At 48.8% G+C, this 12,549-nt stretch carries 9 protein-coding genes; 7 read left to right on the top strand and 2 right to left on the bottom strand.

All coding sequences use genetic code 11. The features are described 5' to 3' along the window. Positions 1–210 (bottom strand): hypothetical protein, encoded by a 210-nt coding sequence (locus tag DN748_RS18990; protein ID WP_146746598.1) that lies wholly within the window; start codon positions 208–210, stop codon positions 1–3. 313 nt (positions 211–523) lie between these two features. Next, positions 524–1,276 (bottom strand): DeoR/GlpR family DNA-binding transcription regulator, encoded by a 753-nt coding sequence (locus DN748_RS11085; RefSeq protein ID WP_112371896.1) that lies wholly within the window; start codon positions 1,274–1,276, stop codon positions 524–526. A gap of 201 nt (positions 1,277–1,477) precedes the next feature. Here DN748_RS11085 and DN748_RS11080 point away from each other — a divergent pair, with 201 nt between their 5' ends. The 7 genes from DN748_RS11080 (at position 1,478) to DN748_RS11050 (ending at position 12,532) form a co-directional block, all read left to right on the top strand. Then, positions 1,478–3,058, top strand: a complete 1,581-nt coding sequence (locus DN748_RS11080; protein WP_112371895.1) for a glycerol-3-phosphate dehydrogenase/oxidase — start codon at positions 1,478–1,480, stop codon at positions 3,056–3,058. 57 nt (positions 3,059–3,115) lie between these two features. Beyond that, complete coding sequence (gene glpK, locus DN748_RS11075) at positions 3,116–4,609, top strand: glycerol kinase GlpK (RefSeq protein WP_112371894.1); 1,494 nt, start codon at positions 3,116–3,118, stop codon at positions 4,607–4,609. A 10-nt stretch (positions 4,610–4,619) separates the two neighbouring features. Next, positions 4,620–5,348: an MIP/aquaporin family protein gene (locus DN748_RS11070; protein ID WP_112371893.1), complete on the top strand. Its 729-nt coding sequence runs from the start codon at positions 4,620–4,622 to the stop codon at positions 5,346–5,348. 231 nt (positions 5,349–5,579) lie between these two features. Next, a complete protein-coding gene (locus DN748_RS11065; protein ID WP_161554540.1) occupies positions 5,580–6,158 on the top strand; it encodes an RNA polymerase sigma-70 factor in 579 nt (192 codons plus the stop codon). 93 nt (positions 6,159–6,251) lie between these two features. After that, on the top strand, positions 6,252–7,253 hold the full coding sequence (locus tag DN748_RS11060) for a FecR family protein (protein ID WP_112371891.1): 1,002 nt from the start codon (positions 6,252–6,254) through the stop codon (positions 7,251–7,253). Positions 7,254–7,368: 115 nt separating this feature from the next. Next, the gene (locus tag DN748_RS11055) at positions 7,369–10,962 is read left to right on the top strand and encodes a SusC/RagA family TonB-linked outer membrane protein (RefSeq protein ID WP_112371890.1); all 3,594 of its coding nucleotides are present in this window, start codon (positions 7,369–7,371) and stop codon (positions 10,960–10,962) included. A gap of 10 nt (positions 10,963–10,972) precedes the next feature. Next, positions 10,973–12,532, top strand: coding sequence for a SusD/RagB family nutrient-binding outer membrane lipoprotein (locus tag DN748_RS11050; RefSeq protein WP_161554539.1), 1,560 nt, complete (start codon positions 10,973–10,975; stop codon positions 12,530–12,532). Positions 12,533–12,549: the final 17 nt, after the last annotated feature.

Raw genomic sequence — 12,549 nt, 5'->3', positions numbered from 1 at the left:
TCAAACTTTCAGGCGTCCTTCCTTGACCAGTATCATAAACAGGTGAATGATCGTATGGGCGCCGAACTGTTTTTTCAGCTTTTTGAGCTCCTTTTCTATAGTACTGAGACTATTGGGCTTTATCTCTCTTTTTTTCAGATAATTGGATACTTCCTGCTGATTGTATCCGTCGGCCATTTTCTTGACGATTAATTTCTGGATTTTGTTCATAGGGCTGTAAAATGGAATAAAATTTAAACAATACTATAGGGTAACCCGTAAATTGTGAAATTATTGCCCTGATGTAGGAAAGAATTATAACTTTTTGAAGATTTTTGTCACATTGATAAAATAAGGAGTGTTTTTTCGTACTGGTGGCTTCGATACATCCGGGCCGGAGGGCGGGACAATCAGCCATCTCTGTTTCGTCTTTTACAGGTTCCTGGTTTAGATTTAAAAGGTGCCCCGAAGGTGGCTGAGTGGCCACGACATAGTCAGGGTTGTTTCGAAACCTTTCGTTTTTCGGAAGCCGATCGGAAATCTGTCAGACCACGGTGATCTTGATGCCCATTTCCTTTACCTTTTTTACAATGGCCGGAGATATACCCTTGTCCGTAATGATATGGTGAATATCCTCGATCGCACATATTTTTCCGAAACTTTTCTTTCCGAATTTGGAGGAATCTGCCAGGACATAGCTTTTCTGGGCCGTTTCCATCATCTTTTTGTTCAGCATGGCTTCTTCCAGGCTGGTGGTGGTACAACCGTATTCCAGGTCTATGCCGTCTACACCCATAAATAGTTTGGTACAGGAAATATCTTCCAGGATGGCCTTGGCATAATTACCTATGGTAGACGACGAGGTATGCCTGACATGCCCGCCCAGTTGTATGACTTCTGTATTCTGATGTTCAATGAGCTGCAAGGCTACGTTCAGCGAGGAGGTGATCACGTTGAGGCGTCCCGCCGGCTGAATGGAACGGGCAAATGCCTGTACCGTAGTACCGGAAGCGATGATGATGGAATCATTTTCCCTGACCAGCCGGGCAGCCGCCTGGGCTATTCCCAGTTTTTCCTCTACATATACTTTTTCTTTCTCGTTTACAGGCCGGTCGGTAATATAAGGGTTTTCCAGCGATGCCCCCCCGTGGGTGCGGAACAGCAGGCCCTTGTCTTCGAGCAGTTTCAGGTCTTTCCTGATGGTGACCGCAGAGACTTTAAGACGTTCGCAAAGATCAGAGACCGATACATATTTGTCCTTTTGCAGGATTTCGAGAATAATCTGGTGTCTCTTCATAAGCGGAAAATTTGATATCAGGGCAAAGATAATAAAAACTATATTTTCGAAATAAAACTAATAAAAAACGAAATAAGAGAGGCCCTCTTTTTATTTCTTATATTTTCGTGTTAGGGTTTCGTTTTTAATTTAATTATTGTTTTTGCTTTCGTTTTAACAAAAAATTATTATTTTTGGTAAAAATTGAAATGATAGAAAAATATGGCACCTGAAAATATCTATTCCCGAAATTCCATACTGAATTCGCTGGTTCATACCGAAGACTGGGACGTTATTGTGATAGGTGGGGGAGCAACAGGCCTGGGAGTAGCGCTGGACAGTGTCACAAGGGGATTCAAGACACTATTGCTGGAACAGGTGGATTATGCCAAGGGAACCTCGAGCAGAAGCACCAAACTGGTTCACGGAGGCGTGCGTTACCTGGCGCAGGGAAACATAGACCTGGTCAGGGAAGCCTTGTATGAAAGAGGGCTTCTCTCCAGGAATGCACCTCACCTGGTTAAGAACGAGACCTTTATTATCCCGAATTACAGGTGGTGGGAAGGCATGTATTACTCCATAGGGCTCAAGGTTTACGATTTTCTTTCCGGTAAGCTGAGCCTCGGGAAGTCTACCCACATCGGGAAGGAAGAGACCGTACGCAGGCTGGCAACGATAAAACAGGACAACTTAAGGGGAGGGGTCAGTTACAGGGATGGCCAGTTCGACGATTCCAGGCTGGCCGTGAATATTGCACAGACCTGCCTGGAAAAAGGTGCGTGCCTGTTGAATTATTTTAAGGTCAGCGGCCTGCTTAAAGATGGGGAAGGAAAGGTTTGCGGTGTGGAAGGAAGAGACGAGGAAACCGGCCTGACTTACCGGTTTAAGGGAAAGGCCGTGATCAATGCAACGGGGGTCTTTACCGATGAGATCCTGAAAATGGATAACCCCGAAGCACCGAATATGGTTCGCCCCAGCCAGGGCGTTCACCTGGTATTCGACCGTTCCTTTCTGCCTGGAGAAGATGCGATCATGATCCCGAAAACCGATGACGGAAGGATATTGTTCGTAGTGCCGTGGCATGACAAACTGATCGTTGGAACTACCGATACCATGCTGGATGAACACTGCCTGGAACCTACGGCACTGGAAACAGAAATAGACTTTATCCTGAAAACTTTTAACAGGTATGTGGTAAAACCGGCTACGCGCAAGGATGTACGGAGTGTGTTTGCCGGGCTCAGGCCGCTGGCGGCACCACAGGGAGACTCGCAGAAAACCAAGGAAATATCCAGGAGCCATAAGGTGATCCTCTCCAAAACGGGACTGATTACCATTACGGGAGGAAAATGGACTACGTTTCGGCGTATGGCCCAGGATACCATAGATAAGGCCATATCGGCAGGAATGCTTCCCAGAAAGGCCTGTAAGACAAAATCACTGCCGTTGCACGGGGCTATGGAAGCTGTAGACCGGAATAACCACCTCTATATATACGGCAGTGACCAAAGCGGTATACACCAGATGATAGCAGAACATCCGGAACTGGGGGAGCGGCTGCATGAAAGACTTCCGTTCCTGAAGGCAGAAGTCGTATGGGCGGTCCGCCACGAAATGGCGCGAACCGTCGAAGACGTGCTGGCCAGAAGGGTGAGGGCGCTGTTTCTCGATGCCAGGGCGGCGATAGAAATGGCCCCCGATGTGGCGGGAATGATGGCCCGTGAACTGGAAAAAGACGGGGAATGGCAGGAAAAACAGGTGGATAGTTTCAGAACGATAGCCGGGCATTATGTGCTGAATTGACAGGAAGTTTAAACGAGATCAATATATAAAAACCAACATACAATAACGAAACAGATTATGGAACAGTATATTCTGGCACTGGATCAGGGTACCACCAGCTCGAGAGCCATTCTTTTCGACAGGAAGGGAAGTATTATCTCTGTAGCCCAGAAAGAATTCACACAGCATTTTCCGCAACCGGGGTGGGTAGAGCACGATCCTCTCGAGATCTGGTCTACCCAGGCGGGAGTGGCTGCCGAGGCTACTACCAAGGCCGGGTTCAACGGCACTAATATAGCCGCGATAGGAATTACCAACCAGCGCGAAACCGTAGTGGTATGGGACAGGCATACCGGGAAACCGGTCTATAATGCCATAGTGTGGCAAGACAAAAGGACTTCGGCATACTGTGAAGACCTGAAAAAAACCGGGCAGGCCGAAATGATCCGCAGGAAAACCGGCCTGGTCATAGATTCCTATTTTTCCGGGACCAAGGTAAAGTGGATACTGGACCACGTGGAAGGGGCCAGGGAAAAGGCAGAGGCGGGAGACCTGGTCATGGGGACCATCGATACCTGGATCATATGGAATTTTACCAAGGGAGAACTGCATGTGACCGATGTGACCAACGCCTGCCGTACCCTGCTTTTCAATATACATATCATGGAGTGGGACAGGGAACTGCTCGACTTCTTCGGCATTCCGGAAAGCATGTTGCCGGAAGTGAAAGAGAGCAGTGAGGTCTACGGCCATACCAAGACCACCGTATTCGCTTCCAAAATCCCGATCGCAGGGATTGCCGGAGACCAGATGGCTGCCTTGTTCGGACAGATGTGTACCAAACCCGGAATGGTGAAAAATACCTATGGAACAGGCTGTTTTATGCTGATGAACATAGGAGAAAAACCCATACTGTCGGAAAACAACCTGCTCACTACGGTAGCGTGGAAGATAAACGGTAAAACGGAATATGCCCTCGAAGGGAGTGTTTTTATAGGAGGGGCCGTTGTACAATGGCTCCGCGACGGACTGAATATTATCAAGCGGTCTGAAGATGTCGAGCGCCTGGCCGGATCGGTAGAAAGTACTGAAGGAGTCTATTTCGTACCTTCTTTTGCAGGACTGGGTGCGCCGCACTGGAACCAGAATGCCAGGGGTACTGTTTTCGGTATTACCAGGGGTACTACCGATGCCCATATTGCACGGGCCGCCCTGGAAGCGATCGCCTATCAGACCATGGATATCCTCAAGGCCATGGAAGCCGATTCCGGAATAGATATAGAAGAATTGAGGGTAGACGGGGGAGCTACGGTAAACAATATGATGATGCAGTTCCAGGCCGATGTGCTCGACACGGTAACAGTACGCCCCCGTATTACGGAAACCACGGCCCTCGGAGCGGCCTACCTCGCCGGACTGGCCGTGGGGTACTGGAAGGACGTGGAGGAGATCAATAAGAACTGGGAGGAAGATACCCGGTATACTCCAACGCAGGACAGGGAACAGATAGAAAAAGGAATTGAGGGATGGTATAAGGCGATCAGGGCGCTGGAATACTGGACGGAACATTAATCTTTAGCTTATGTCACCATTTGTCGCAGAAATTCTGGGTACCGCCCTGCTGATATTACTCGGGGCAGGTATCGTAGCCAATACCATTCTGAACGGAACCAAAGGAAAGGCCGGTGGCTGGATCGCCATTACTACGGGATGGGCACTGGCCGTGTTTGTAGGTGTTGTAGTGGCAGGGCCATACAGCGGGGCCCATCTGAACCCGGCGGTGTCTGTCGGACTTGCCATTGCGGGAAAATTTTCCTGGGAACAGGTACCCGTGTATGTAGCGGCCCAGTTTATCGGGGCCATGACCGGTGCCTTTCTGGCCTATTCCATGTATAAGGACCATTTCGATACCACGGACGATCCCGGCCTTAAAAGAGCGGTATTCTGTACCGATCCGGCCATTCCGGATAATTTCAGGAACCTGCTCAGTGAGATCCTCGGAACTTTTGTCCTGCTGGTGTGCGTATTTTATTTTACAGACCCGGAAGTCAATGACGGAAACGGGACCACCATAGGGCTCGGGTCCATAGGGGCACTTCCCGTAGCCTTTGTGGTCTGGGCCATCGGGCTGTCGCTGGGAGGAACCACGGGATACGCTATCAACCCGGCGCGTGATCTCGGCCCGCGTATTGTCCATGCCTTGCTGCCCATAAAAGGAAAAGGCAGTAACGGCTGGGGATATGCCTGGATACCCGTATTCGGGCCGGTAATAGGGGCTGCCCTGGCTGCCCTTCTCTATATGAGCTTTTAACAACAACTGAAGATAACAGCATAATGACCAGTATATTTCCGGAAATACAACAGTAAACAAGAGGTAGTATCGGTTTTTATCCTCGTGTGCAAAACCCTCCGGAAAACGTGATTACAATATCGTAATAAACACCATTTTTATTTAACCATACCATAACAAACAGGCATGTCTTTCACAGTAATTTTCCCGTCTCTAAAAATGAACCCGGTTAAAAGGAGATCAGCAGCAAGGATGGAGCAAGACAATCTATTACTGAAACGGATACAGGACGATGACCAGTCGGCACTGGAACAACTGTTTCAAAAATATTATTACCCGCTCTGCCAGTTTGCAGGATCTTTTGTAAAAAACCCGGATGTGGCCGAAGAGGTGGTTTCCGATGTCTTTTTTAATATCTGGCAGAACCGCCGCAAGCTTCAGGTGAAAAATCTGAAATCCTATCTTTTTATCGCCATAAAAAACCGATCTTTGACGGTATTGCATCAGAACAGGGAGACTTTCTTCGAAATACAGCATTCCGGTTCTCATGAGAAAGCTTCCGATATGAATGCGGAATCCCTGCTGCGGTATTCGGAAACGGAGAAGCATATAGCATCGATTATCGATGAACTCCCCCCGCAACGGAAGATCATTTTCAAACTGAGCCGCCTGGAAGGTATGAAATACAGGGAGATAGCAGAAATGCTCCAGATCTCCGTGAATACCGTACAGAAGCAGATGATAGAGGCCATTAGGCATATTTCTCAGTATGAATCCCGGTTTCTGACCTCTTTTATTCCCTGTTTGCTGTTGATGGAGGTACACTTCTGAAGCATACAGGTGTTTAGTTAACGATTTGTTAACCTGCTGCAATGGCAGGTTCCTGACCAAATTCCAGTCTTAATAATAAAAAGCGATGTCCTAATGAGTAATGATGCCTTTTATGAACTGGCAGCAAAAGTCCTTACCGGGGAAGCCTCGGACAGCGAGCGGCGGGTATTGAAAGGATACCTGGAAAATGACTCGTACCGCAAAGCGTATGAATGGCTGAGCCGGGAATGGAAGAAGGATACAGGTCTCCGTCCTGATGAATTCAGCCTGGAAAGGGGGCTTGGCATGTTGCGTTCAAAAATAGAAAGGGCTCGTTCGGAGGCAGTACATAAAAGGTACCGGATGCGCCGTCGTGCGGTACAGTGGGCTGCTGCCGTACTGGTATTCATAAGTATAGGGCTCGGATATTACCATATTGCCGGCCCGGATATGTTTTTGCCGGCCCCGGAGTATGTTACCGCAATGAGTGGGAAGGGAGAAAGAAAACAACTCACCCTGCCCGACGGTTCTGTGGCCTATCTCAATGCCGGTGCCAGCCTGGTATACCCGGAGCGGTTTTCAGGGAAGGAGAGACAGGTAAGGCTGGAGGGAGAAGCCTTTTTTGAGGTTGTGAAGAATACGCACCAGCCCTTTGTGGTAAGCTCGGGAGATTTCAGGACTACGGTCCTGGGGACCTCTTTCGGGGTAAGCTATGCCGATACCACTGATATGGCCGTAACCGTAGAGACCGGAAAGGTAAAGGTATCCGGTATACACACCGGCGCCGGGGTGATCCTGACCCCGGGCAACCGCGCCTTTTTCGATGTGGAAAAGAAGAAATTTATCACCGCTGCGGTAGCGGCCGCCCGCTTTACCGAATGGCGTAAAAATATTTTGCGATTTGATGAGATCCCGGCCGGAGAGGCTTTTGAGATTATGGAACACTGGTACGGGGTGAAGGTGCAGTGCGAATCGGAAGCTATTCTGCAACGTACGATAAGGGGGACTTATAAAAATGAATCCCTGGATAACGTACTTCGGAGCCTGCAGTTTATGACAGGGATGAAGTATGAAGTTAAAAACGATACGATAACCATTAAAGGAGACCGACTATAAGAGGAAAAACCGCTATCGCACCGAAAGAAACACCGGAACTGTCGTCACCAGTTCCGGTGGGAAGAAAGTGAATTCTGTGGAATTCAGTTAACTAAAATTAATAAACTACCAAGTTATGAAATTAAGTTTACGTGAAAAAGGGAAATTTCTTTTCGTAAAAGGCCTGTGTCAGCACCTCCTTTTGATATGCCTGCTGTGCCTTCCGGCCAGTGGGGTTCTTGCGCAGAACCAGGCTGGAGAAAGACTGACTCTTAACATTGAAAATACAACGCTGGACCAGCTTTTTAAACAGCTGGAACAACAGTCCGGTTACCAGTTCAGGTATTCCGATGAGATCCTTAACGACCGCAGGTCGTTCTCCTATAATTTTAACAACGAATCCTTAAAGAACATCCTCGACCGCATCGGCCGTTCGGCCGGAGTTACCTATATCATCTCGGGAAATACGGTAACCCTTAGGGCGGTTCAGCGGTCTGCGGTGAGCGGTACCGTTTCCGATGCCAACGGCGTGCCCCTGTTAGGGGTTACCATTGTGCGCAAGGGTACCAGCCTGGGGACCACAACCGATTTTGACGGTAATTTCGAACTTGGCGGGGTCCCTGCCGACGGCGTGCTGGTATTTACCTATATCGGGATGAAACGCCAGGAAGTAGCCGTAAACGGCAGAAGCCATATCCAGGTGGTCCTGGAAGAGGAAAATGAGACCCTCGATGAGGTAGTGGTTACCGCCCTCAACATTACGAGGGAAGAAAAGTCCCTTGGTTATGCGGTGACCAAGGTAGAGGGTGACGACCTGACCAAGACCGTCACCGGGAACTGGATGAACAATATGTCGGGAAAAGTGGCGGGATTATCCTTTTCTTCTGCAGGTACCGGCCCTGCCGGTTCGGTAAGAACGAGTCTCAGGGGCGACCTGTCTCTTGACTACGGCAAAAACAGTCCGTTGTTTGTAGTAGACGGGATCCCCATTTATGATGACATAACAGCAACCAGGAGTGTAAGTAATTATGCCCAGGCAGATGCCCCGGTAGATTACGGTAACGGGGCCAGTGATATCAACCCGGAGGATGTGGAGTCCGTTTCGGTACTTAAAGGCCCGGCTGCTGCTGCACTTTACGGTTCACGGGCCGCTAACGGGGCGATTATCATTACAACCAAATCCGGACGTAAGGATAAGGGCCTTGGGGTGACCATAAACTCTTCCCTGACTTTTGAACGTGCCGGTTATTTTCCCGACTTCCAGACCGAATACGGGAATGGTTCCGATATGGGGCTGAATGAATTTTCGATGTGGGAACTCACTCCCGAAATGGCGCCTGACGGGGTGGCTACCCCCCGCCGTTATTCCAGATATACTTTCGGGGAAAAATTCGATCCTAATAAAATGCGTTACCTCTACGCCTCCAAAGACTGGGATAACAATACCTATACCAAGCTGCCCTGGGTATACCAGGACGATTGGTATACCGGGTTCTTTCAGACCGGGGTAACTACCAATAACACGGTGACCGTAAGCGGAGGTAACGGGGAAGGGACTTCCACACGGTTTTCATTTACCAATTACGAAAACGAATGGATACTGCCCAATACCGGGTTTAATAAGCGTTCGGTTTCCTTGTCGTTTACCACACCGCTGAACGACAAGATCAAGCTTAGTACCAAGGTGAATTATTACAACCGGAAGAGCGATAATATGCCTGCAGGAGGATATGATGAGGTCAACCCCATGTATGCCCTGGTATGGGGATTTAATGTCAACAGTATAGACGAATGGAAGAAGGAACATTTTGAAGGGCGTTATAATTATACCAACTGGAATGCACAGGGAGAGAACGGCCAGGGACTGGTGTACCCTTCGGCCAATTCTTTTAATCCGTACAGGACACTGTACGAAGGGCTGAACGGTAATGATAAAAACCGGGTGTTCGGAAATGTGACCCTGTCTTTTGACCTGATGGAAGGGCTTACTCTTGACCTGAGATCAGGGCTTGATTGGTCTAATGACTTTCGTACCCAGCGTAAACCGTTTTATACGGCGGGGTACCAGAACGGTTTTTACCGGGAACAAACCATAGGGCATTACGAACTGAATACCGATTTTATGCTGCGGTATATCAATAATACCCTTGTGGAAGACCGTTTCGGACTGTCTTTGATGTTGGGGGGAAACAATATGACCCAAAAACACCACAACAGTAAAACCACCCTCGATGAGCTGGGGGAGGAAGGGGTGTACCACACGACCAACTTGCCTACCGGTGTAATTCCCAGTGTATATGACTTTCATAGCAAAAAAATGATCAACAGCCTTTACGGAATGGCCTCGCTGAGTTGGGACGATACATATTTTGTGGATATCACTGCGCGTAACGACTGGTCAAGTACTCTGGCACGAGGCAATTGGTCTTATTTTTACCCATCTGTAGCGGCAAGTATATTGACCGACAGGATATTTAACTTTCGGGAAAATGCGCCCTGGGTAGATATGCTTAAACTTCGCCTTTCCTGGGCCAATGTGGGGAATGATACCGATGCTTATCAGTTAGATCAGACCTATGGAACCACTTCATTTCCGGGAGGTTCTGTAGTACCGGGAACCATTCCTGATCCGCTGATCCGGCCTGAAAATGTGGAGAGCTGGGAGGTAGGACTGGAAACCAAACTTTTTAAGAACCGTATTTCACTTGATCTCGCCTTGTATTATTCTTCCATGACTGATCAGATTATAACGGTTGCCACCGACCAGATTACCGGGGCTACCGGACGGAAGATCAATGCCGGGGAGATCGTAAATAAAGGGATTGAAGTAGCCGGAACGTTCGTGCCGATGAGAACAGAAGATTTTACCTGGTCGTTCGACCTTACCTGGTCTAAGAACTTTAATGAACTGGTAAGCCTGCAGGATGGCTGGGACCCTGACGAGCCTTATCAGCCGGGTAGGGGAACCACTATCGGAAGCCGGGTTTTCGTGTATTCCTATCTCGGTGAAGAAATGAATGTCATTTACGGAAAAGGGTTCCGGAGAGCACCTGAAGGAGCTTTCTATGTCGACGAGAACGGAGAACAGGTAGATGCTTCCGGTATGCATATTGTAAATTCTGAAGGCTACCCGGAGCTTGATACCAATCCGGACCGGAGGATCGGAAAGGTAAATCCCGACTGGAGAGGAGGGATGATACAACGGTTCCGCTATAAGAACTTTTCACTGATGGCCGCTTTTTCCGGGCAGTGGGGAGGAAATGCCTTTTCGGTGACCAACTTTTCTCTTTCCTACCAGGGAAAACTCAAAAACTCCCTCAAAGGAAGGTATGACGGCCTGGTACATCCGGGGGTTAACCGTATTGAGCATTCCGACGGTACAGTAACCTATACCAAAAACACTACGGTGACCAACAGCATACAAACCTATTACAATACGTATGTGTGGAACAGGGATAATGTAGAGATGAATACTTTCGATACATCTTTCCTGAAACTGAGGGAAGTTCGCCTGGACTACGATTTTCCCGGTGAGATATGCCGCAAGACCGGGTTTTTGCAGAGTGCCAGTATAGGGGCCTTTGCCACTAACCTGTTTACCTGGACCGATTTTCCGCAATACGACCCGGAAACCGGGATGCTGAATGGTTCGGATATTCATCCGGGGATAGAGTCCATGGCCTTTCCCATGACCAGGTCCTACGGGTTAAATGTTAAACTTTCATTCTAATTCAACAGCTATGATAAGTATAAACAAAATAAAGACAGTCGGATTTGCACTGCTTCTCACAGTGGGATGTACCGGTGATTTCGAAGATATCAATACGAACCCGAACGCTACCCTGTTAGGGCAGATAAAGGCCAGCGGGATGTTTGAACCCCTGTTGTATAACGGGGCCAATGCCTGGCTGAATTACACCTGGTTCTGGAATAACGAACTGATACAGTTTACCGCCTTTACCGGGGGAACCACCCGGCAAGAGCATAGGTATTCCATCAGTGAAAGTAACTGGAGTAACGTGTGGAATATGTATGGCCGCTATGGGAACAATGTGAGTCATATGTATGAACTGAGCGTGGAGCAGGAAGATGTATCCCTTCAGGCTATAGCCATGACCTTAAAGGTGATGTATATGTCTAACCTTACCGATATCTTTGGCGATATTCCATATACGGAAGCCTTCCAGGCACGGCAGGCCGACGGGATCCTCAAACCAAAATTCGATTCGCAGGAAGAGGTATACCGGCAGCTGTTCGAGGCCCTGGAAACGGCCAATGACCTTTATGCTACAAACCCCGAATTCCTGAAGCCGGCACTGGACGGGATGTATGGCGGTGATATGGAACAGTGGCGGAAATTCAACAACTCCCTTTACCTGCGGCTGTTGTGCAGGGTAAGCGGAAGAAGTGAAATGGGAACGGCGGCCAAGATGACCGAGATACTGAACAATCCGTCCAGGTACCCCATTTTTACGTCTAATGCGGATAATGCCACGGTGATCTTTTCGGGAAGTGATCCGTACCGGAACGAATTTGCCCTGACCAATGAGGGGGATTTTACCAGTTCGGGAAGGAAGCTTACGGAACAGCTTATAAAAATGACGGTGGTAACCAGCAGCACCGGGGCACAGACCTATACCGACCCGCGTTTACCTATTATCGGGAAGAAAAATCCCGGTAACAATGTCTGGAAAGGTACCGTAGCCGGATGTACCCCGGAGGAGCAAGGCGAAGTAGACCGGGGCACATCCTGGCTGAACGCTGCCGTTTTCTGTCGTCCGGATGCGCCGGGATGGTTTATGGACTATGCCGAAGTGCAGTTTATCTTCGCCGAAGCTGCCCTTAAAGGAGATATTCCCGGAGGTGAGTCTGCAGCTGAGGGATACTATTCCAGCGCCATAAGGGCTTCTATGGAGAAGTGGTCTGAATACGGGGAATACAGTGAAACCCCTGTCACTATTTCCAACAGTGATATAGATACCTTCCTCGATTCTGAGCTGGCTTCCTGGAACGATGCAACCGACAAGGAGGAGCTGATCGCAAACCAGAAATACCTGGCCCTGTTCTGGGTAGGGATGGAAGCCTACCACGAATACCGGCGTACCGGGTACCCGGAACTCACCATAGGAAACGGGACCGTGTATAACGACTTTATCCTGCCTACCCGTTTTGCCTATCCCAATACTACCATGGCTACGAATAATGACCATGCCCGGGAAGCCCTGGACAGGATGGGAGGAGAAAACAATATGAAAACCCCCGTATGGTGGAGCAAACAGGCCATAGAGGGAGGAAACTAACCAATCAAAAAAAACAG

The sequence above is a fragment of the Sinomicrobium soli genome, assembly GCF_003285545.1.
Classification (GTDB): domain Bacteria; phylum Bacteroidota; class Bacteroidia; order Flavobacteriales; family Flavobacteriaceae; genus Sinomicrobium.
This window is presented reverse-complemented; position numbering and strand designations above follow the sequence as displayed.

Excerpts from the sequence above, each read along its gene's own strand:
- DN748_RS11065 (WP_161554540.1), top strand. The coding sequence starts at position 5,580 with ATGGAGCAAGACAATCTATTACTGAAACGGATACAGGACGATGACCAG.
- DN748_RS18990 (WP_146746598.1), bottom strand. The coding sequence starts at position 210 with ATGAACAAAATCCAGAAATTAATCGTCAAGAAAATGGCCGACGGATAC.
- DN748_RS11080 (WP_112371895.1), top strand. The coding sequence starts at position 1,478 with ATGGCACCTGAAAATATCTATTCCCGAAATTCCATACTGAATTCGCTG.
- glpK (WP_112371894.1), top strand. The coding sequence starts at position 3,116 with ATGGAACAGTATATTCTGGCACTGGATCAGGGTACCACCAGCTCGAGA.
- DN748_RS11085 (WP_112371896.1), bottom strand. The coding sequence starts at position 1,276 with ATGAAGAGACACCAGATTATTCTCGAAATCCTGCAAAAGGACAAATAT.
- DN748_RS11050 (WP_161554539.1), top strand. The coding sequence starts at position 10,973 with ATGATAAGTATAAACAAAATAAAGACAGTCGGATTTGCACTGCTTCTC.
- DN748_RS11070 (WP_112371893.1), top strand. The coding sequence starts at position 4,620 with ATGTCACCATTTGTCGCAGAAATTCTGGGTACCGCCCTGCTGATATTA.
- DN748_RS11055 (WP_112371890.1), top strand. The coding sequence starts at position 7,369 with ATGAAATTAAGTTTACGTGAAAAAGGGAAATTTCTTTTCGTAAAAGGC.
- DN748_RS11060 (WP_112371891.1), top strand. The coding sequence starts at position 6,252 with ATGAGTAATGATGCCTTTTATGAACTGGCAGCAAAAGTCCTTACCGGG.